General features: G+C 71.1%; 14 protein-coding genes and 1 pseudogene. 14 read left to right on the top strand and 1 reads right to left on the bottom strand.

Annotation, left to right across the window (positions count from 1 at the left end; genetic code table 11):
- The first annotated feature begins 166 nt into the window (after window positions 1-166).
- The 6 genes from HG543_RS34725 (at window position 167) to HG543_RS34750 (ending at window position 7,109) form a co-directional block, all read left to right on the top strand.
- Window positions 167-1,591 (top strand): sensor histidine kinase, encoded by a 1,425-nt coding sequence (locus tag HG543_RS34725; protein WP_211194364.1) that lies wholly within the window; start codon window positions 167-169, stop codon window positions 1,589-1,591.
- The gene (locus tag HG543_RS34730; RefSeq protein ID WP_169349212.1) at window positions 1,588-2,058 is read left to right on the top strand and encodes a response regulator; all 471 of its coding nucleotides are present in this window, start codon (window positions 1,588-1,590) and stop codon (window positions 2,056-2,058) included. Before HG543_RS34725 ends, HG543_RS34730 begins: the two co-directional genes overlap by 4 nt.
- A complete protein-coding gene (locus HG543_RS34735; protein ID WP_169349213.1) occupies window positions 2,055-3,683 on the top strand; it encodes a sensor histidine kinase in 1,629 nt (542 codons plus the stop codon). The genes HG543_RS34730 and HG543_RS34735 overlap by 4 nt, the downstream gene beginning before the upstream one ends.
- Window positions 3,680-4,048, top strand: coding sequence for a response regulator (locus HG543_RS34740; protein ID WP_169349214.1), 369 nt, complete (start codon window positions 3,680-3,682; stop codon window positions 4,046-4,048). Before HG543_RS34735 ends, HG543_RS34740 begins: the two co-directional genes overlap by 4 nt.
- A 96-nt stretch (window positions 4,049-4,144) precedes the next feature.
- Window positions 4,145-6,280: a cation:proton antiporter domain-containing protein gene (locus HG543_RS34745; RefSeq protein ID WP_169349215.1), complete on the top strand. Its 2,136-nt coding sequence runs from the start codon at window positions 4,145-4,147 to the stop codon at window positions 6,278-6,280.
- Between the two features lie 10 nt (window positions 6,281-6,290).
- Complete coding sequence (locus tag HG543_RS34750; protein ID WP_169349216.1) at window positions 6,291-7,109, top strand: helix-turn-helix domain-containing protein; 819 nt, start codon at window positions 6,291-6,293, stop codon at window positions 7,107-7,109.
- A 4-nt stretch (window positions 7,110-7,113) separates the two neighbouring features.
- On the opposite strand, the gene HG543_RS34755 is transcribed toward HG543_RS34750, so the two are convergent.
- Entirely contained in the window at window positions 7,114-7,869 is a 756-nt protein-coding gene (locus HG543_RS34755; protein ID WP_169349217.1) for a GNAT family N-acetyltransferase, read from the bottom strand.
- A 69-nt stretch (window positions 7,870-7,938) separates the two neighbouring features.
- Between HG543_RS34755 and HG543_RS34760 the strand changes: the two genes are divergently transcribed.
- The 8 genes and pseudogenes from HG543_RS34760 to HG543_RS34795 all read left to right on the top strand — a co-directional run.
- The gene (locus HG543_RS34760) at window positions 7,939-8,394 is read left to right on the top strand and encodes a hypothetical protein (protein ID WP_169349218.1); all 456 of its coding nucleotides are present in this window, start codon (window positions 7,939-7,941) and stop codon (window positions 8,392-8,394) included.
- A gap of 157 nt (window positions 8,395-8,551) precedes the next feature.
- Window positions 8,552-11,005: a DNA topoisomerase (ATP-hydrolyzing) subunit B gene (gyrB, locus tag HG543_RS34765; RefSeq protein WP_169349219.1), complete on the top strand. Its 2,454-nt coding sequence runs from the start codon at window positions 8,552-8,554 to the stop codon at window positions 11,003-11,005.
- A gap of 950 nt (window positions 11,006-11,955) precedes the next feature.
- On the top strand, window positions 11,956-14,433 hold the full coding sequence (locus HG543_RS34770; RefSeq protein ID WP_169349220.1) for a DUF8729 domain-containing protein: 2,478 nt from the start codon (window positions 11,956-11,958) through the stop codon (window positions 14,431-14,433).
- A gap of 32 nt (window positions 14,434-14,465) precedes the next feature.
- Window positions 14,466-15,482, top strand: coding sequence for a VWA domain-containing protein (locus HG543_RS34775; protein ID WP_169349221.1), 1,017 nt, complete (start codon window positions 14,466-14,468; stop codon window positions 15,480-15,482).
- Between the two features lie 101 nt (window positions 15,483-15,583).
- On the top strand, window positions 15,584-18,064 hold the full coding sequence (locus tag HG543_RS34780) for a hypothetical protein (RefSeq protein WP_169349222.1): 2,481 nt from the start codon (window positions 15,584-15,586) through the stop codon (window positions 18,062-18,064).
- A 123-nt stretch (window positions 18,065-18,187) separates the two neighbouring features.
- On the top strand, window positions 18,188-19,225 hold the full coding sequence (locus HG543_RS34785) for a DUF1986 domain-containing protein (RefSeq protein ID WP_169349223.1): 1,038 nt from the start codon (window positions 18,188-18,190) through the stop codon (window positions 19,223-19,225).
- 53 nt (window positions 19,226-19,278) lie between these two features.
- Window positions 19,279-20,283 (top strand): VWA domain-containing protein, encoded by a 1,005-nt coding sequence (locus HG543_RS34790; RefSeq protein ID WP_246357515.1) that lies wholly within the window; start codon window positions 19,279-19,281, stop codon window positions 20,281-20,283.
- A gap of 142 nt (window positions 20,284-20,425) precedes the next feature.
- Window positions 20,426-21,702 (top strand): annotated as a pseudogene (locus tag HG543_RS34795) (hypothetical protein); the annotation flags it as partial.

Raw genomic sequence — 21,702 nt, forward strand, 5'->3', positions numbered from 1 at the left:
CGCCCGTCCGCCCTCCGCCACCTCGCCCCGCTAGCTCCGGGCCCCACGGCAAGCCGGCGAGCGAGCGCCCGTGCGCGCGAGGGCTCCTGTCGGGGACTTCCGGGGCCGGAGGCACATACGTGTGCATCTTGGAAGGGTGCTGGCCGCGCATTCCTGGATGCCCACCGTGCCTCGCCTCGACCCTCAACGGTTCCGCCATATCCTCCTGCGCTCGGTGGCGATGCCGGCGATGCTGCTGACGCTGCTGGCGGGGCTGCTCTTCTGGGAGGTGCGGCAGCTCCTGCAAGCGGACGAGGCCGCGGACCGCTCGGACGCGGTGCTCGCCGAGGCCACGCGCGTGCGCCAGCTCCTCATCGACCGGGAGACGGGCCTGCGCGGCTACCTGCTCACCCACGACCCGGCCTTCCTGGCGCCCTACCATGCCGCCGCCCGACACCTGCCAGAGGCCCTGGCCCGGCTGGAGTCGCTCATCGCGGGCTCACCGGACCAGCTTGCCCGCATGCATGACCTGCGCGTGCGGTGGGCGGACTGGGAGACCTTCGCGGACGAGGAGCTGCGGCGCTTCAGGACGGGCGGGGACTGGCTGACGCTGGTCGTCGAGGCGGAGGGCAAGCGGCGCATGGATGGCCTGCGCGAGCTCCTGGACGCGCTGAACGCCGCCGAGCGCGAGCGCGCCGCCCATCGCGGCGCCACCGCCGAGCGGCAGGCGCAGCTGGTGCTCTGGGGCGGCGCCGCCTGGTTGCTGCTCACGGGGGCGCTGCTGGCGTGGACGGGCCGGCGCCAGCTCGTCCTCATGTCGCGCGACTACGAGTCCCTGCTGGAACAGGCGCAGACGCAGGCCCAGGCGCTGCGCGCCAGCGAGGCCCGGCTGGAGGCGCGCGTGGCCCAGCGCACCCAGGAGCTGACGGCCGCCAACCACGAGCTGGAGTCCTTCAGCTACTCCGTCTCGCATGACCTGCGCGCCCCGCTGCGCGCGGTGGACGGCTTCAGCCAGGCGCTCATGGAGGACGAGGGCGAGCGCATCTCCCAGGAGGGCCAGGAGCACCTGCGCCGGCTGCGCGCGGCGGCCACGCGCATGGCGCAGCTCATCGACGACCTCTTGCGGCTGTCCCGCCTCACCCGCGCCGAGCTGCGCTGCGAGCCGGTGGACCTGAGCGCCCTGGCGCGCGAGGTGGCGGACATCCTCCAGCGCAGCGAGCCCGGCCGTCAGGTGACCTTCGACATCGCCCCCGGCCTGATGACCCGGGGAGACGCCCGGCTCCTGCGCGTGGTCCTGGAAAACCTGTTCGGAAACGCCTGGAAGTTCACCAGCCAGCGCTCCGACGCGCGCATCGCGCTTTTCGCCGAGTCCCGCGACGGGCGGCCCCATTACTGTGTCCGCGACAACGGGGTGGGTTTCGACATGGCGTATGCGGACAAGCTCTTCTCACCATTCCAGCGGCTGCACCGGCCCGACGAATTCCCCGGCACCGGCGTGGGCCTGGCGACGGTGCAGCGCATCATCCGCCGGCATGGGGGCGACATCTCGGCGGAGGCGGTGCCCGGCGGTGGAGCCACCTTCCGCTTCACGCTGGAGGAGGCGCGGACATGAATGGCACGGAGCGGCCCATCCTGCTGGTGGAGGACAACCCTGACGACGTGGACCTGACGCTGCGTGCCTTCAAGCGCGCCGGTGTCACCCGGCCGGTGGACGTGGTGCGGGATGGCGTGGAGGCGCTCGACTACCTCTTCGCCCAGGGAGCATTCGCCAACCGCGCGGGCCAGCCCTTGCCGGTGGTGGTGCTGCTGGACTTGAAGCTGCCGCGGGTGGACGGGCACGAGGTGCTGCGCCGCATCCGGGCGGACCCGCGCACGCGGCTGCTGCCGGTGGTCATCCTCACCTCGTCGGTGGAGGAGACGGACCTGGTGCGTGGCTATGGCGGCGGGTGCAACAGCTACGTGCGCAAGCCGGTGAGCTACACGGAGTTCGTGGAGGCGGCGCGCCAGCTCGGCCTGTACTGGCTGATGCTCAACTACGAGCCACCCCCCACCGGGGCTCCCCCCGGAGCTCGCGGATGAAGCCTCTGCGGTTGTTGGTGGTGGAGGACAATCCGGACGACGAGGCGCTGGTGCTCCTGGAGCTGCGGCGCAATGGCTTCACGCTGAGCGCGCAGCGGGTGCAGACCGCCGAGGCGATGCGCAAGGTGCTCGCGGGCGGGGACTTCGACATCATCCTCTCCGACTTCTCCATGCCCCACTTCACCGCGCTGGAGGCGCTGCAGGTGCTGAAGGAGACGGGGCGGGACATCCCCTTCATCGTCGTGTCCGGCAGCATCGGCGAGAACGAGGCGGTGGAGGCGATGCGGGCCGGCGCGCGCGACTACTTCGCCAAGGACCGGCTGGTGCGGCTGGGCGCGGCGGTGGAGCGCGAGCTGCGCGAGGCGAAGGCGCGGCACGAGCGCGCGCGGGCGAACCTGGAGCGGGAGCTGCTGGCGCTCACCAGCGAGGTGCTCACCGAGCGGCTGGACCTGGACGAGCGGCTGAAGCGGCTGGTGCGCATCCCCGTGCCCCGGGTGGCGGACTGGTGCGCCATCTTCCTGTACGAGCGCGAGCGCGGCGGCCTGCGGATGGTGGCGCTGGCGCACCCGGACTCGGTGCTCGAGTCGCATGTGTGGGAGCTGGACCAGCGCTTTCCCGTGGACCCACGGGCGCAGGCCGGACCGTCGCGGGTGATGGCGACGGGAGAGCCGGAGCTGGTGGAGGACGTGAGGGCGCGGGCCCGGCCCGTCACCACCCACCCGGACCACCAGCGCGCGCTGGCGCCGCTGGACTTCCGCTCGGCGGTGCATGTCCCCCTGCGGGGCCGCTCCAGCGTGCTGGGCGTGCTGTCCCTGGTCACCAGCGGCCACCGCACGCTGGGGCCGGCGGACCAGTCGCTGGCGCAGGAGCTGGCCCGCCGCGCGGGCCTGGTCCTGGAGAACGCGCGCCTGTTCCGCGAGGTGCAGGACGCGGTGCGCCTGCGCGACGACTTCCTCACCGTGGCGGCGCACGAGCTGCGCACGCCGCTCACCACGCTGCGGCTGCAGCTGGGCTCGCTCTTGCACCAGGCCTCTCGCGAGCGGCTGTCCCCGGAGCTGGAGTCGCGGCTGCACCGGAGCATGCGGCAGGTGCGACGGCTGGGGACGCTGGTGGAGGTGCTGCTCGACGTGTCCCGCCTGTCGAGCGAGGAGCTGCGCCTGTCCCCGGAGCGCCTCGACCTGGCGGAGCTGGTGTCCGAGGTGGTGGGGCGCCACGCCGCGGAGGCCGAGGGCATGGGTTGCGAGCTGCGCGTGAAGGCGTGCTCCGGGCTGTGGGGCCTGTGGGACCGGCTGCGGGTGGACCAGGCGGTGGCGGCGCTCGTGTCCAACGCGCTCAAGTTCGGCCCCGGCAAGCCGGTGGACATCGAGGTGGCGCGCTCGGGCGTCATGGGCCGCGTGCGCGTGAGGGACCGCGGCATCGGCATTCCACCGGACCAGCACGAGCGCATCTTCGAGCGCTTCGGAAGGGCGGTAAGCTCCCGCTCCTACGGAGGGCTGGGACTGGGACTGTATCTGGCGAGGCGCTCCGCGGAGGCGCATGGAGGCCGCGCCTGGGCGGAGACGCCCGAGGGAGGAGGCGCGTGTTTCACCCTGGAGCTGCCGTTGGAAACGGAGGCGCGTGAGTGAGTCGGCCGCTGCTGGTGGTGGATGACGATGCGGACCTGCGCGAGGCCCTCGAAGAGGTGCTGCGCGACGCGGGCTACGAGGTGCTGGGCGCCAGCAATGGCAAGCACGCGCTGGAGGTGCTCGGCTCCGTGCCGGTGCTGCCCGGGCTGGTGCTGCTCGACATGATGATGCCGGTGCTCGACGGCGGCGGCTTCGCGCGCGCCATGCGTCAGGTGCCCGCGTGGCGCGACATTCCCGTGCTCGTCTTCTCCGCGTCCGCCAACGCGCGTCAGGTGGCGGAGGAGATTGGCGCATGCGGCCACCTGCGTAAGCCAGTGGACGTGGACACACTCCTGGACGCGGTCGGCAGGCACAAATCGTCCTGAGGTCCGCGCATGACACCCCCCTGAAAAAGTTCCATGCGTTGACGCTCCCGCGAGCCGGCTGATAAGGGGTTACTTAACACCCACGCCGGAGGAACGATGCACGTCAACGCGCTCACCCTGCTGCTGGTGCAGCTCATCGTCATCATCGGCGTCTCGCGTCTCATCGGGCGTGGGGCGCGGTGGCTGGGGCAGCCGCTGGTCATCGCCGAGGTGGTGGCGGGCATCGTCCTGGGGCCGTCGCTGCTCGGCTGGCTGGCGCCCGACGTGATGAACTCGCTGTTCCCGGCGGACTCGATGCCGGTGCTGAAGATGCTGAGCCAGGTGGGGCTCGTGCTCTTCATGTTCCTCATCGGCCTGGAGCTGGACCCGAAGCTGCTCAAGGGGCGCGGGCACGCGTCGGTGGCCATCAGCCACACGAGCATCGTCGTGCCCTTCGCGCTGGGCGCGGGGGCGGCGGCGCTGTGGCTCTACAAGAGCCTGTCGGACCCGTCGGTGCCCTTCTCCTCGTTCGTGCTCTTCATGGGCGTGGCGATGAGCATCACCGCCTTCCCGGTGCTCGCGCGCATCCTCACGGAGCGGGGGTTGTTGCAGTCGAAGGTGGGCACGGTGGCCATCACCTGCGCGGCGGTGGACGACGTGACGGCGTGGTGCCTGCTGGCGTTCGTGGTCTCCATCGTGCGCGCGTCGAGCCTGGCGGAGGCCGGGCTCACCACGGTGCTGGCCATGGCGTACATCTGCTTCGTGCTGCTGGTGGTGAAGCCCTTCCTCGCCCGGCTGGGCGCGCGGGTGGCCAGCCGCGAGGGGCTGACGCAGAACGTGGTGGCGGGCACGCTGGTGCTGCTGCTGGCGTCCGCGTTCGTGACGGAGCTGATTGGCATCCACGCGCTCTTCGGGGCCTTCCTCTTCGGCGCCGTCATCCCCAAGGAGGGCGGGCTGGCGGAGGCGCTGGCGGAGCGGCTGGAGGACGTGGCGGTGGTGCTGCTGCTGCCCATCTTCTTCGCCTTCAGCGGCCTGCGCACGCAGCTGGGCCTCCTGGACAGCGCCGAGGCGTGGATGACCTGCGGGGTCATCATCCTGCTGGCGTGCCTGGGCAAGTTCGGCGGCAGCGCGGTGGCCGCGCGGCTGACGGGCATGAGCTGGCGCGAGTCGGGCGCGGTGGGCGTGCTGATGAACACGCGCGGCCTGATGGAGCTCATCGTGCTCAACCTCGGCCTGGACCTGGGCGTCATCTCGCCGCAGCTCTTCACCATGATGGTCCTGATGGCGCTGGTGACGACGTTCATCACCACGCCGGTGCTGCGCTGGATCTACCCGATGGAGGAGATGGCGAAGGACCGGCTCACCCCGCCGGTGTCGCTGGAGCCGGGCCCGGTGCCCTACAGCGTGCTGATGTGCGTGTCGCACGGGCAGGTGGGCGCGGGCATGGCGTCGCTGGCGCGGGCGCTGGTGGGCACGGAGCGCTCGCAGTTGCACGCCCTGCACCTGGTGTCGCCCGAGCGCGCGTCGCTGCGGCCGGAGGCGGGAAGGGCCACGCCCGCGGAGAGCGCGCTGGCGCCGCTGCTGGGCCGCGCGGAGAAGCTGGGATTGCCGGTGCGCCCGCTGTCCTTCGTGTCCGCCGAGCCCGCCGAGGACATCGTCCGCACGGCACAGGCGCGGCGCGCGGACCTGGTGCTGCTGGGCTGGCACAAGCCGCTCTTCAGCCAGACGATGCTGGGCGGCACGGTGCACGAGGTGATGAAGGCGTCGTCCGGCACGGTGGCGGTGCTGGTGGACCGCGGCCTCGAGAACGTGAAGCGCGTGCTGGTGCCCTTCGTCGGCAGCCGGCATGACCGGGCGGCGCTGGGGCTGGCGCGGCGGCTGATGAAGCAGGCGGGCGCGGAGGTGACGGTGCTGCACGTCACGTCGGACCTGGGCGGCAAGGGCGCGCGGGCGCAGGTGGACGAGCTGTTCCCCTCCGAGGAGGGCGGCGTGCGGCTGAAGGTGGTGCGCCACGACGCGCCGGACGAGGCCGCGCTGGAGGAGGCGCGCAACGGCTATGACCTGGTGGTGGTGGGCGTGGGCACCCAGTGGGGCCTGGAGGAGCGCCTCTTCGGCCTGCACCGCGAGCGCCTCATCAAGGACGCCCCGGGCTCGCTGCTCGTCGTGCGCCACCCGGAGCCGGCCACGGCCGCGGAGGCCGTCACCGAGAGCGACGGGGTGGATGCCGGGCCCGCGCTGACGGCGAGGAGCTGAGGGGACGGACATGCACCTGGGGGCGACCCTTCGGTTGTTGCGCGTGGATGCGGGCGTGTCCCTGAGGGACATGGCCCGGCGCATCGGCGTGTCGAGCGCGTACCTCAGCCGGGTGGAGCACGGCCTGGACGCGCCGCCCACGTCCGAGCGGCTGGCGGCCATCGCCCGTGAGCTGGAGGTGCCGCCCGCGCTGCTGATGGACGTGGCCCACCGGGTGAGTCCGTATGTCGCGGGCTACCTGGAGGAGGTGCCCGGCGCGGGGACGCTCTTCCTGGAGCTGGCGCGGCGGCGGCTGACGGGCGCGCAGCTGGCGCGGGTGCGGGAGTTCCTGGACGCGGAGTTCCCGGTGCGCGGCACCCGGAGCGAGGAACCCGTGCCGCCGCTGGCGCCGCTGCTGGCCCCCGAGCGCGTGGTGCTGCAGCTGTCCTGCGCGGGCTGGGATGACGTGCTGGAGGTGGTGGCCGGGCGCCTCGGCGCGGCGCTGCCGGGCACGGACGCGGGGAAGCTGGTGGAGGCGCTCCGGCGGCGCGAGGAGGAGGCCTCGTGCGCGGTGGGCGGCGGGGCGGCGGTGCCGCACGCCGTGCTGCCAGGGGCCTCTCCGGTGGCGGCTCTGGTGACGCTGGCGAAGCCGCTGAAGGTGGACACGCCGGACGCCGAGCCACTGCGGCTGGTGGTGGCGGTGGTGGACGGCAGCCGCGGGCGCGTCCGGTTGGTGCGGCTGGCCCACGTGGCGCGGCTCGCGGCCCATGGGCTGGCGGAGCGGGTGCTGGAGGCGCGGCAGCCGGGCGAGGTGCTGACGGTGCTGGAGGAACTGGAGGCGCTGCGCTGACGTCTCAGGCGGCGCGGTACTCCCAGCTCACCCAGCCGCCGAGGTCCCGGTAGCCCAGCCGGCGATAGACGCCCATCCCCTGCGGGGTGGCCTGGAGCACGGACGCCCTCATGCCCCGTGCGCGCGCGTCCGAGAGCAGCCCGCGCATGACCTCCGACGCCAGCCCGCGCCCCCGGGCCTCGGGCGCGGTGGCCACCATGTACACGCCCGCGGTGTCGCCCACGTCCAGGGTGAAGCCGCAGGCCAGGGGACGGCCCGCCTCGCGCGCCACCAGCGTGTGCACCGGCAGCCGGGGCGGCCGGTTCCACACGGCCACCGCGCCGCCCCAGTCGCCATACGTCGCCACGTTGATGGCCACCAGGTCCTCCTGCGTGTCCGGGGTCTCCAGGGGGATGGCGGGCGGCACGTCCGGGAGGTCGTCCAGCACGAGCCCCATGGCGTCCGACAGGTGCTCGTCGGGACGGTAGCCGGCGCCGCCCAGCAGGCGGCCGCCCTCCGCGTGCCCGGGGGGGACCAGCACGCGCCACGCGGCCACACCCTGGCCCCGGTAGAAGTCCTCCAGCGCGGGCAGGGCGGCGGACAGCGCCCCGGCGTCCGCGAAGTACACCTGCTGGAAGTACGCTTCCCCGGGGAGTGTGGGGAGGCTGAAGGCGTCCACCCCGGGCAGGCCCAGGTGCCGGAGCTGGCCGCGCTCCCGCTGGAGGTGCCGGAAGGCGATGACGTTCACGCGCAGTCGCTCGGTCAGTTCGGCATTCGTCATGGATGGGGGCAGCGTACGTGCAAAAGCGCGCGTCCGTCCCTCAACGCGGGTAGGGTGCGCGGCACGCCCATGAGCCCGCGTTTCTACGCTTTCGACCCCCGCGCCACGCGCATCGGCCTCTTCCTGGGAGCCTGCGCGCTGGCCGTGCTCACCGCCTGGGCCGTGGCCGACGCCCGGGCCGGTGAGGGCACCCAGGCCATGGCCCGCGCCGGCGTGTCCGCGGGGCTGATGCTGGCCTTCCTCGTGGCCTTCCACCGCCTGCGCCCGCGCTCCGGCTGGGGCGTCACCGTGGACGCGCGGGGCGTGCGCGTGGCCCGCCCCTTCAGCAGGAGCGAGCTCGACCTGCACTGGGGCCAGATTGATTCCGTGCGCCGGCTCGGCCGGAGGGGGAACGTGCTCGCGTTGTTCCTCAAGGAGGAGGGAAGGGTGCTCGTCACCCGGCATCTCTTCGCGCGCCGGGCTGTTTTTGATGAGTTGATCGCCGCGCTGGAGGAGCGTCTTCCACCGCCGCGTTTCGACGCCTGAGCCCCGGGTTTCCGGGGACGGCCGTCCGAGGGGGCGGCCGAGCAAATTTCATGAGTATTTACGCAGCCTTGCGAGCCCTCAACGACCTTGTCCGGTGGGGGCTGAGATGGTAGGCACAAGCCTGTTGCAAGGCTCCTTTTCCCAAGGACAGCTTCACATGGAAAAGACCCCCGCTACCGGCCCGGCGGTCGCCCCGCCGCCCGTGGAGTATGGGACGGAAAGCATCACCAAGCTCGAGGGCCGCGAGGCAGTCCGCAAGCGCCCCGGCATGTACATCGGCGACACCATGACCTACGGGCTCCACAAGCTCGTCTACGAGGTCGTGGACAACTCCGTGGACGAGGCGCTCGCCGGGCACTGCACCGACATCGAGGTCGTCATCCACGTGGATGGCTCGCTGAGCGTCCAGGACAACGGCCGCGGCATTCCCGTGGGCCCGCACCCGGACCCCAAGTTCAAGGGCAAGGACACCCTGGAAGTGGTGCTCACGGAGCTGCACGCCGGCAGCAAGTTCGGCAACGGGGCCTACAAGGTCTCCGGCGGCCTGCACGGCGTGGGCGTCACGTGCGTCAACTTCCTCTCCGAGTGGTTCAAGGTCCGCGTCCAGCGCAACGGCAAGGTGTACGAGCACGCCTACGAGCGCGGCATTGCCCAGGGGCCCGTGCAGGAGGTGGGCACCACCGACAAGCGCGGCACGTACATCGCCTTCAAGCCGGACCCCACGGTGATGGAGACGGTGGACTTCAACTTCGAGACGCTCAGCCAGCGCCTGCGCGAGCTGGCGTTCCTCAACGCCGGTCTGCACATCACCGTCCGCGACGAGCGCACGAACAAGGAGCACGACTTCAAGTTCGACGGCGGCATCGCCTCCTTCGTGGAGTACCTCAACAAGTCGAAGGAGGTGCTGCACGACAAGCCCATCGCCTTCAAGACGGAGAAGGAGGGCGTGACGCTCGAAATCGCGATGCAGTGGAATGACGGCTACGACGAGCGCATCTACACCTTCGCGAACAACATCAACACCCACGAGGGTGGCAGCCACCTGTCCGGCTTCAAGGCCGCGCTGACGCGCACGCTGAACAGCTACGCGGAGAAGGGCGCGCTCTGGAAGGACCTGAAGGAGACGCCCACCGGCGAGGACGCGCGCGAGGGCCTGTCCGCGGTCATCTCCGTGAAGCTGCCCAACCCGCAGTTCGAGGGGCAGACGAAGACGAAGCTGGGCAACAGCGAGGTGAAGGGCCTGGTCGAGCAGATGGTGAACGACCAGCTCGCCACCTTCCTGGAAGAGACGCCCATGGTCGCCAAGAAGGTCGTGGCGAAGATTGGCGACGCGTGCCGGGCCCGCATCGCGGCGCGCAAGGCGCGCGAGACGGTGCGCCGCAAGGGCGTGCTGGACGGCGGAGGCCTCCCGGGCAAGCTCGCGGACTGCCAGAGCAGAGACCCCAACGAGAGCGAGCTGTACATCGTCGAGGGTGACTCCGCAGGTGGCTCCGCGAAGCAGGGCCGCGACCGGCGCAACCAGGCCATCCTCCCGCTGCGTGGCAAGATTCTCAACGTCGAGAAGGCGCGCTTCGAGAAGATGCTGACGAGCGCCGAAATCGTGACGCTGATTACCGCGCTGGGCACGGGCATCGGGGCGGAGGACTACGACCCGGAGAAGGCGCGCTACCACCGCATCATCCTGATGACGGACGCCGACGTGGACGGCAGCCACATCCGGACGCTGCTGTTGACGTTCTTCTTCCGCCAGATGCCGGAGCTGCTCCAGAAGGGGTACCTCTACATCGCGCAGCCGCCGCTCTACAAAGTGACGCGCAACAAGAAGGACATGTACGTCAAGGACCAGCGCGCGCTGGACGAGTACCTGCTGCGCACGGGCTCGGAGCACACGCGGGTGCAGACGCCCGAGGGTGAGCTGGGCGGCGCGGAGCTGAAGGCGCTGCTGGAGAAGGTCATCACGTACGAGGAGCGCCTGGAGAAGCAGGCCAAGCGCCGGGACGCGCGCGTGGTGGACGCGCTGGTGCAGGGCGCGCGGATGTCGGCGGACTCGCTGGCGGACGACGCCTCCATCCAGGCGGCGGTGAAGGACGCGTACGCGTACTTCGAGCGCCGGATGCCGGACGTGCTGGGCCGGGTGAAGCACGACGTGGTGGTGGACCCGGAGCACCAGACGAAGAAGCTGGTGTTCCAGACGGACGTGAACGGCGCCATGCGCGAGACGGTGTTCGACCACGCCTTCGTGTCGTCGCCGGAGTACGTGGACCTGTCGGCGCTGCGGGACTCGTTCACGGCGCTGGGCAAGGCCCCGTACAAGGTGAAGCTGGAGGACGGCGCGCTGACGGCGTTCTCGGTGCAGGAGGTGCTGGCCGCGGTGCGCAAGGACGCGCAGAAGGGGCTGGGCCTGCAGCGCTACAAGGGTCTGGGCGAGATGAACCCGGAGCAGCTCTGGGAGACGACCATGAACCCGGCCACGCGCACGCTGCTCCAGGTGCGAGTGGAGGACGCGGTGGAGAGCGACGAAATCTTCTCGCTGCTGATGGGCGAGGCCGTCGAACCGCGCCGCGAGTTCATCGAGCGCAACGCGCTCGACGTGCAGAACCTGGACATCTGACCCGGGTCGGGATGCGGGTAATTGGGGGTTCACCTCCCCGTTACCCGCATCCCATGTCCCTGTCCGCCTTCCGTCTGCCCGCCCGCCGCCGGGAGACGGTCTTCCTCGCCGCCGTGCTCGCCGTGCTGGGCCTCGTCCCCGAGGCCTCCGCCAGCTCGCGGTTCGAGTTCGACTCCCCCTTCAACGCCGGGCTGGACCGCTCGTACGTCTTCTCCTCGCCAAGCCGCATCCGGCGGGCGGGAGACCCTCGGCCCGGGCGTGGGCGAGTACGTTCAGCGCGGTGCTCACGCCCCACATCCTCGAGCACCGCTTCCGCGTCGAGGGGCACCCGAGCCGTCCCTACGGGGAGAGTCCGCGTCAGCCGTGGACGCTGAGCGTGGAGGCCGCCGCGCTGCCGCGCGGGCTTCGGTGGCTTCGTGCGCTACGTGCGGGGGCAACCACTACAACGTGCTCTTCCTCCAGCGGGTGAGCCTCGTGCGGTTCGGTCTCATCTTCGTAGCTGGGCCCCGGCCTGCGCGCGCAGGAGGGACTCACGAACCAGTTCCTCCACGCGCGTGAGCCGGACACGTCGCGCCCCAGCCGCGCGGCGCCGTGAAAACATCTCCCCTGAGTGGAGTCTCACGACTTCGTGTCACCCGCTAAGGGATATCCGCTACGCCTTCGCGAGAAACTGTCAGCAATTGCCGCGACCGCGTGGGAAAACACCGCTGTTGATGAAACAATGTTGCATCAGTTGACAGACGAAGAATGTCTGTCTTAGAGATGCTTCCGGCTTTCCGCCTGATTGTCAGAGTCTTCCGTTATCAGGGTGGGCAGTAGCGAGGAGAAAGCCACGGGCTGCACGCGAGCACTGGCTCGGCGGTGGCAGTGGCCGGTGACACGGGTGCGGTAAGGGGCGGCGCGTCGTCGACGGACGTGCACTGGCACTCAACATCTAGGAGCACCGACACATGCGAAAGCTGTCCTCGTGGCCCGTGGGCGGAGTGCGCCCGCTGAAGGCCCTGCTGGTGGGTTGTGTCTTCGTCGCCCCGCTGTCCTCCCTCGCGGCACCGTCGGACGCGACGAAGGGGCCGTCCTCCGCGCGCGCCGCCTCGCTGCCCCCGGCGGTGCTCGTCTCCGACACGCGGGCCGACGCCGTCGGTGGGGCCGGTGGATACTCGCTCATGACGCCGGCGGGGCTGGTGTTTCACCGCACCGCCCGGCCCGTCTCGGCGCTGCGCTCCATCCAGGTTCCCGACACGGCCACCCAACTCCATACGTGGCAGGAATTGCATCCCAATGGCATGAAACAGGCCTACACCGCCTATACACGCGGTGGGACGGAGCTGCTGGGGCGCGTCAGGGAGACGGGCTACTTCATCCGGCTGGACGCCGCGCAGTTCGACCCGCTCCAGGGCACGCAGCCGCTGTCGGCCAACCTGCTCGCCGCGGACCGGGAGAACACCCTGCACCTGGTGCAGTTCCTCGGCACGCCGCTGCCGGAGTTCCGCGAGGCCATCGAGCGTGAGGGCGGCAAGGTGCTGCGCTTCCTCACGGACCACACCTTCCTGGTGGACATGGACGCGGACGTGCACAAGCGCGTGGCGGAGCTGCCCTACGTGCGCTGGGTGGGGCCGTACCACCCGGAGTACCGGCTGGAGCGCGAGCTGCGCGAGGCGGTGACGGGACTGGCGCCGGAGCTGGCGCCGCAGCGCTACTCCATCATGGTGGGTGAGCGCGGCGCCGGGCGGCAGGGACAGGTGGTGGGCCTGGTGCGCCGGCTGGGCGGCACCGTGGAGCTCATCGAGCCGGGCGGCTGGCGCGTGGAGGCCACGCTCACCGCGGACCAGCTCCGTCAGGTGGCCCGCTCCAACGTGGTGCAGTTCATCGACCGGTGGGGTGGCCCCGGTGGCGTGGACATGGACATCGTCCGGGATTTGGGCGGCGCCAACTACCTGGAGGGGCTGAAGGGCTGGACGGGTCAGGGCGTGCGCGGAGAAGTCTTCGACACCGAGCTGCTCACCACCCACCAGGAGTGGTCCACCGCGCCCATCATCCACAGCGCGGGCACCTCGGGCAGCCTCCACGGCACGTCGTGCTACAGCAACAACTTCGCCAGGGGCACGGACGCGGCCTCGCGCGGCATGATTCCCAGCGCCCAGGGCATCTTCTTCCGCTACAGCGAGTCCACCCAGTTCGGCGGCACCAAGTCCCGCTACGACATCAACCGGGAGCTCATCGACCCGAACGGGCCGTACCGCGCGGTGTTCCAGACCTCCAGCGTGGGCAGCTCCCAGGGCACGGCCTACACCACCATCACCGCCGAGGTGGACGACTACCTCTTCCAGCACCCCATCCTCAGCACGCAGTCGCAGAGCAACCTGGGCAGCCGGAGCTCCCGCCCGCAGGCGTGGGCGAAGAACATCGTCTCCGTGGGCGCCTTCCAGCACGCCAACACCGCCACCCGCGCGGATGACCGCTGGAACTTCACCGGCAGCATCGGCCCGGCGGCGGACGGCCGCATCAAGCCGGACCTGTCCTACTTCTACGACTCCATCCGCTCGGCCTCCGGCGGCGGCAATGCCAGCTACACCCAGTTCGGCGGCACCAGCTCCGCCACGCCGCAGACGGCGGGCCACTTCGGCCTGCTCTTCCAGATGTGGCACGAGGGCGTGTGGACCGGCTTCGGCGGCAAGGTGGACGTGTTCGCCAGCCGCCCGCAGATGGCCACCGCCAAGGCGCTGATGATCAACAACGCCTTCCGCTACAACTGGCTGGCCGGCGGCTCCAACTCGGACATCGACCGCCACAAGCAGGGCTGGGGCACCGCCGACGTCCGGCGCCTGTTCGACCGCGCCCCCAAGACGAGCGTCATCGACGAGACGGACGTCATCGCCCCGCTGGGCGTCAAGACGTACAACGTCACCGTGCTGCCGGGTGAGACGGAGCTGAACGTCACGCTCGCGTACACCGACCGCATGGGCACCGTGGGCGCGGCCCAGGCGCGCATCAACGACCTGTCGCTCCGCGTGACGGCGCCCAACGGCACCACCGTCTACTGGGGCAACAACGGCCTGACGGCGGGCAACTTCTCCACCCCGGGCGGCACGTCCAACACCGTCGACACGGTGGAGAACGTGTTCGTGCAGAACCCCGCCGCCGGCAAGTGGAAGGTGGAGGTGCTGGGTGACGAAATCATCCAGGACACCCACGTGGAGACGACCGCGGTGGACGCCGACTACGGCCTGGTGGTCAGCGGCGGCGTCATCGTCGTGGGCGACGTCAACGGCAACGGCTGCGTGAACGCCGACGACATCAACCTCATCACCGCGGCCATCGGCCAGACGGTCCCCCCGGCCGACCCCGCGCTCGACCTCAACGGCGACGCCGTCATCAACATCTTCGACCGCAACCTCGCCCTGCAGAACTACGGCAAGGGCTGCCCGTAGTCCCACACCCCACCTCAACCAGGAACTCCCTCATGAACCTCGCATCCCAGCGACGTTTCCTCTCCCGGACCGCCATGGCGCTCGCCTGCGCGGGCGGGCTGTACTCCAGCGCCGCGATGGCGGACGAGCACGTCCTCGTCCTCCTCGACGTGACGGGCAGCATGACCCTCCAGTCCGTGCCCGGAAAGACGCGCCTGCAGGTGGCCAAGGACAACATCAACAACTTCCTGGACACCGTGGCCCCCACGCCCCGGAAGTATGCGTTCTGGAAGTTCTCCGGGACGGCCGCCACGCCCGTCTTCAACTTCAGCGACAACAAGACGGCGGCGGAAATCAAGGCGGCGGTCAACCTGGCGACCGCGGGGGGCAACACCCCGCTGGCCCACTCCATCTGCGCGGGCATCGACCACTTGCTGGCCTTCCTCCCCAACGATTTCCACATCAAGCGCGTGTACCTGGCCACCGACGGCGAGGAGAACACCACGCCCGTCGCGGACCAGTGCCACGGCCCGTTCAGCGCGAATCCCTACCCCAACCTGGACGCGGGCAGCTGGCAGTGGAAGGTCCGCAACAAGGCCTGCACCGGGTTCGCCAATGAGCCCGGCCCCTGCGGCGTGCTGCTCCCGCCGTACCCGCCGGGGCTGACGATGATTGTCGACATCGACCACCTCTTCACCGACACCGTTCCCTTCGCCGCCGCCGCGCGCTCGGAGGGCCTCGAGGACGCCGAGCTGACCACGGGGCTCTCCGCGGCCGCGTCGCTGAACGAGGACGCCACCTTCTTCAAGGGCATCTCGCAGGAGACGAAGGGGCGCTACGCGTCCATCACCCCGTCGACGCCTCCGAGCCAGGCGGCGCCGCTGCCCGGTGACGCCAACCTGGATGGCTGCGTGAATGTCACGGACCGCTCGCTGGTGCTGAGCCTGTACGGGAAGACGGTGCCGGCCGGTACGCCCGCCGACTTCAACCGCACCCTGGTCGTTGACTCCTATGACCACCAGACGGTGCTGAACAACTTCGGCCGCGGCTGCACCGCCACGGCGAAGTAGCTCCGTCACCTGTGCCGGGCGCGGCACTTCGCGCGCCCGGCGTCTTTCCGCCCTGGCGGGCTCCGGTGGTGCCGGCACCGGAGCCCAGGAAGGTCCCTGCCATGTCGCTCCCAGGCTGGTCGCGAGTCCCGGGATGTCTCCTGGTCGCGATGCTCATGGCGTGCTCCGGCGAGGCTCCGGGCGGATCGCCCGACGATGCGTCCACCGACGCGGGCGAGGTGGATGCCGGCGAGCCGGACGCGGGAGCGCCCGACGCCGGGCCCCCGGACGGTGGCCCCTCTGAGCCCGATGCCGGGCCTCCGGATGGCGGCCCCTCGGAGCCCGACGCGGGAGCGTGTCATGACGACGACCCGTGCACGGCGGAGCGGTGGGAGTCCGGCCAGTGCGTCTACCCCGCCGCGCCGGATGGCACCGGCTGTGATGACCGTGAGGCGTGCACGGCGGGAGACCGCTGTGTGAGCGGCGTGTGCCGCGGCGAGCCCTCCTCGCGTCCCGCCGAGACGTTCGGCACCCTGTGGAGCCACGGCGCGGCGCCGGTGGAGCAGGGCGGCCCGCCGCTGAAGGGACTGGCCGAGTCCGTGTCCGACGACCGCATCCTGTTCGGCGAGCCCCTGGGCGGAACCGGGCTGTCGGTGTCCCTGGTGCGGGTGGGCCCACAGGGACTGGAGCGGCTGGACCAGCGCGTCCTGGACCTCTACGCCGAGCGCTTCCTGGGCAGCTGGGACTGGTCGGACCGCTTCACCACCTTCTTCGTCCCCCTGGGGCCGGACCGCGTCGTCGTCGTGGGGACGCGGCAGCGCCTGGAGCTGCTGGGACTGGAGGGAGACCGCCTCACCTCGCTGTCTCGGTACGCGCTCCATCCCAGCAGCGACAGCATCGTCTCCGGCGTCGGGCGGGGAGACCGCTTCTGGACGTGTTCGGGTTACGCGGTGACGGCCTGGCGCGTCGGGGCGGACCATGCGCTGAGCGAGGAGAGCGGACACTCCTTCCAGCTTCCCGGGGGCACCTGCCGCTCGCTGGCCCTCTCGCCGGACGGCAACCTGCTCTGGGCCGCGACCTCGCTGGGCCTCGTGCCGGTGGAGGTGTCCTCGCCCTCGGGGCCGGTCATCCGGACCTCCCGCTTCACGTCGCAGGCCTTCTTCCATGTGCGGGCCCGGGGTGCCTTCGTCGTGGCGCACGAGCTGCTCCGCTATGGAGAGCTGGGCCGCATCTTCGTGTACCGCGCCGCGGACCTGACGGGCACGGGGACGCCCTCGCCGGTGGAGACCTTCGCGCCCATGGAGGGCCCCGGACTCTGGGAGCGTCCCCTGGGCTTCGTGCTGCTCGACGGGGAGCTGCTCGTCGAGTGGTTCCGCCTGAAGGGCACCCTGCGCTCGTACACGATGGAGCGGCACTCCCTCACGTCGGGGGGCGTCTCACCGGTGGTGGGCCGCCTCCTCCTGCGGGAGGGTGAGGAGGTGGGGCTGCACCTGTCGCCGTTGCTGCTCACCGGCGCGGGCCGGCACGCCGTGCCGCAGCCCTGGCGCCGCGTGCTCACGCTGGAGGACTCCGGCGCGATGCGCTTCCAGACCGGCCTCCACCATGGCGCGCTGGAGCGCGTGCGCGCCGCCGCGGACGGCACCGTCCTGGCCATGGGGCCCTTCGAATCCCACCGCGTGGACGTCTCCAACCCCGAGCAGCCCGCGCTCACCACGGGAGGCATGGTGCTCCCGCCGGAGACGCGGCGGCTGCGGCTCGCGCCCTCCGCCTCGGGCTCGGGAGCCCTGGAGCTGGTGACGCTGCCCGCGCGCGGCTCCAACGTGCACCAGGAGGACGGCACGGCGGTGCTGAGCTGCCTGCGCCCCGGCGCCGGAGTGCTGCTGGAGCCGGCCGGTCAGGTGAGCCTCGCGGGAGGCCCGGCGGCCCTGGCCTTCGCGCAGGGACAGCTCTTCCAGGTGTCACCCGCGTCGCAGGGCGGCTACCGGCTGCGGCGCTTCGTGCCGCCGTCGACCTGCACGGGCGCCGTGCTCGCGCCGGCGTCCGAGCGGACCTTCGCGCTGGATGGCGGCGCGGGCACGCGCACGGACTGGGCCTTCGCCGTGGACGGGGAGCGCTCCGAGGTGTTGCTGGGCGAGGTCCGCTTCGAGGACCCGGCGAAGCCCGCGAGGCTGTCGCTGCGCTGGTCCTCGTGGACGGGCGAGGACGCGGCCACGGGGGTGCTGTCCGGGACGACGGACCGGTTCACCGCGCTCGCGCTCGCGAGGGGACGCGCCCTGGTCATCGAGAACGGCCGGCAGGTCCACCTGCTGGAGCGCCAGGGCATGCGGCTCGTCACCCGGAAGCACGTGGACCTGTCCCAGCTGCCGGCTCCGCTGGACGTCCGGAGCATCCTCGCCTTCGACGGCGACGTGGCATACCTCGCGCTCGCGACGTCTCCCTTCGGAGTCGTCGCTCTCGGCGGAGACGACCTCGCCGTGCTCGCGCGCTACACCACCCCCAGCGCCGTGCGCTCGCTCGCGTTCTCCGGCGAGTGGCTCGTGCTGGGCATGAACGACGCACTCACCGTGGCCACCCCGGCCTGTGGAGGAAGTCAGGCCCGGTAGAGCCGCCGGGCGCCTTCGCGCCGTCCTCACGTCGTGCCTGTCCTGAACGCCCGGGCCCCTTCCCGAGGTGAGCGCGAGGCGTGTGTCCGCGGTCGCAGCGAACAACCCAACAAGGAGCGCCACATGAAGACGGAGTCCATGGCAGTGAGCAGGCCGCGGCTGGCCAGGGGCCTGCTGGTGTGTCTGGCCCTGGCGGTGCCGCAGGCGGGCTGTCTGTCCTCCGACGTGGAGGACGCGGCCGTGGAGCCCGTGGCCTCCGTGGAGTCGGACATCATCGGCGGCACCGTGGCCGATGTGGGGGAGTACCCGTGGCAGGCGCAGCTGTCCGTGCCGGGGTACTCGCACTGGTGCGGTGGCTCGCTCATCGACAGCGACTGGGTGCTCACCGCGGCCCACTGCGTGGAGGGGCTCGGCGCGAGCAGCTTCACCGTGCGCCTGGGGCTGCACCGGCGCTCGGCGCCGGACGCCTACGTCCAGACGCGCGGGGTGCGCCGCGTCGTGAGGCATCCGTCCTACAACTCATGGACGCTGGAGAACGACGTCGCGCTCCTCGAGCTGGCCACGCCCGTGTCGTACACGCCGCGCGTGCAGCCCATCGCCCTGCGCGAGACGGACGCCGCCACGGGGGCCACGGCGCGCGTGAGCGGCTGGGGCAACACGTCCCCGGGGAGCGGCGCGTCGGACTTCCTGATGGAGGCGCTGCTGCCGGTGCAGGACACCGCCACGTGCAACAACGCCGGCACGCTGCCCATGACGGTGCGCGACAGCATGGTGTGCGCGGGCTACCTCAACGGCTCGTCGGGTGGATGCCACGGAGACAGCGGCGGGCCGCTGGTGGTGGAGAGCGGCCGGTTCAGCGGCGGCTGGGAGCAGATTGGCATCGTGAGCTGGGGCGTGGGCGGCAGCTGCAGCAGCTACACCGTCTTCTCGCGCGTGAGCCGCTTCGTGGCGTGGATTCGTGGCTACACCGGCCCCGTCAGCGTCTTCGGCGACGTCAACGCGGACGGCTGCGTGAATGACACGGATGTGAATCAGGTCACCGCGGCCTTCGGCCAGACGGTGCCTCCCGCGGACCCCGCGCTCGACCTGACGCGCGATGGCGTCATCAACATCCAGGACCGCCTCATCGTCCTCCAGAACTACGGGCAGGGTTGCCCGTAGCCTCGCCGTAGGCAGTGAACGAAGCAGCACCCAATCCAAAATGGGGGTTCCACATGAAGACCGTGTTTCAGCGGATGTTTCCTCGGGCGGCGATGGGCGTGGCGTGCGCGGCGGCACTGACCTCCGGCGTGGCGAGCGCGGATGAGCACGTGCTCGTCCTGCTCGACCGGACCGGCAGCATGTCGCTGCAGTCGGTGCCCGGGAAGACGCGCTTCCAGGTCGCCAAGGAGCGCATCAACGCCTTCCTGGACATCGTTCCGCCCCAGCCGACGAAGTACGCGTTCTGGACCTTCGAGGGCACGGGCTATGTCCAGGTCTTCAGCTTCGCGCAGAACAAGACGGCGGCGGAGGTGAAGGCGGCGGTGAACGCGGCCGCCCTGGGCGGCAACACGCCGCTGGCGCACTCGGTGTGCGCGGCGGTGGACACGCTCATCAACTACCTGCCCAACGAGTTCCACACCAAGCGCATCTACATGGCGACGGACGGCGAGGAGAACGCCACGCCGACCACGGACCAGTGCTACGGCGCCAACAGCTCGACGGCCTACCCCAACCTGGCGACGAACAGCTGGCAGTGGAAGGTGCGCAACAAGGCGTGCACGGGCAGCGCGAACGCCCCGGGCCCCTGCTCCGGCGGCATTCCTCCCGCGGGCCTGACGCTCATCGTGGACATCGACCACCTCTATGACTTCGTCCCGTTCCAGGCGAACGCGCTCACCGAGGACGGGGAGGACCCCCGCGCTCGCAGCGGCTTCGCCGCGGCCACGCTGGCGAACAACGACGCCTCGTTCTTCGGCGGGCTGAGCAACGAGACGCACGGCCGCTACGCGGGCATCACTCCGGCGACGCCGCCCGCCCAGGCCACTCCGGTGCCGGGTGACGCCACTGGCGACGGCTGCGTCAACGTCTCGGACCGCCAGGCGGTGCTCGCGCAGTACGGCCAGTCGGTGCCCCCCGGGACGCCGACGGACTTCAACCGCGATGGCATCGTGAACATCTACGACAACAACACGGTGCTCCAGAACTACGGCCGTGGCTGCACGACCCTCGTGAAGTAGGCCGCGAGGCATGACTCCGCGGCCCGGGCACGATGGTGTCCGTCCGGGCCGCGGGCTTTCCTCGTGGGTGTTGCATCGTGGCTCCGGGAAGGGCGGCTGCCCGGAGCGCGGCCGTGTTCCGCCGCCGAACGGGAGTGGACCCATGAACCTGCCCGACGTGATGACGCCCGTGGTGTCACGGAGCCGAGTGCTCCTCCTGGTCATGTTGTCCTGCGCGTGCGCGGCGGGCGCGGCTCCCTCGGGTGATGAGCCCTCTCGCGAGCAGCGCTCCGCCCGGCCCGCGGGCGCGGCGGGCACCTCCGCTCCGAGGTCGTGGGGCTCCGACACCGTCCTCAGCTACGGCGCGGACCCCGCCGAGGGAGGCCGTCCTCCGCTGGAAGGGCTGGCGGAGTTCGTCTCGGAGGACCGCATCCTCTTCGGCGAGCGGATGGAGAGCGCCGGCATGTCCGTCTCCCTGGTCCGCGCGGGCGAGGACGGGCTGCGCACGCTGGACCAGCGGGTACTCGACCTCTACGTGGAGCGCTACTTCGGGAGCTGGGACTGGTCGGACCGGTTCTCCACCTTCTTCCTTCCCCTGGGCGCGGACCGCGTCGTCGTCGTCGGGAGCCGGCAGCGCCTGGAGCTGCTGGGCCTGGACGGGGACCGCATCACCTCGCTGTCTCGATACGAGCTGTCCCCCGTCAGCGACAGCATCCTCTCCGGCGCGGGACGTGGGGACCTCTTCTGGACGTGCTCCAGCTACTGGGTGACGGCCTGGCGCGTGGGACCCGGGAACACGCTGAGCGCGGACACGTCGCGGAGCTTCATGCTGCCAGGCGTGTGCCGCTCGTTGGCCCTCTCACCGGACGGCACGCGGCTTCTCGCTGGCACCCAGCGCGGCTTCGTCTCGGTGGACGTGAGCCGCTCCCCGCCCGTCGTGGGACGCCAGCACTTCCCGCGGCAGGCCTTCTTCCAGGTCCAGGCCCACGGCGCCTTCGTGCTGGCGCAGGAGCTGGTCCCCTATGGCGGCATGGGCCGGGTGCTCGTGTTCCGCGCGGCGGACCTGAACGGAACGGTGGACCCGGTGCCCGTGAAGGCCTTCTCGCCCCGGAGCACGCCGGAAGTCTGGGAGAGCCCCGTGGGCTTCGTGGTGAACGACGCGGGACTGCTGGTGGAGTGGTTCCGCGTGCGGGGCGCCACGCGCGCCTATGAGGTCGAATCCCATGCGCTGACGGCGTCGGGCGTCTCGCCCGTGCGAGGCACACTGCCCATCCGGGAGAGCGATGAGGTGGGGCTCCACGTCACGCCGCTGGGGATGACGGCACGCGGGCGCCACGCCGTCGTCCAGCCGTGGCGCCGCGTGCTGGAGGTGGAGTCCGCCTCCGGGGCGATGTGCTTCCGCACGGGCGTGGGGCACGGCTCCCTGGAGCGCCTGTGGGT

It is taken from the genome of Pyxidicoccus fallax (assembly GCF_012933655.1).
Classification (GTDB): Bacteria; Myxococcota; Myxococcia; order Myxococcales; family Myxococcaceae; genus Myxococcus; species Myxococcus fallax.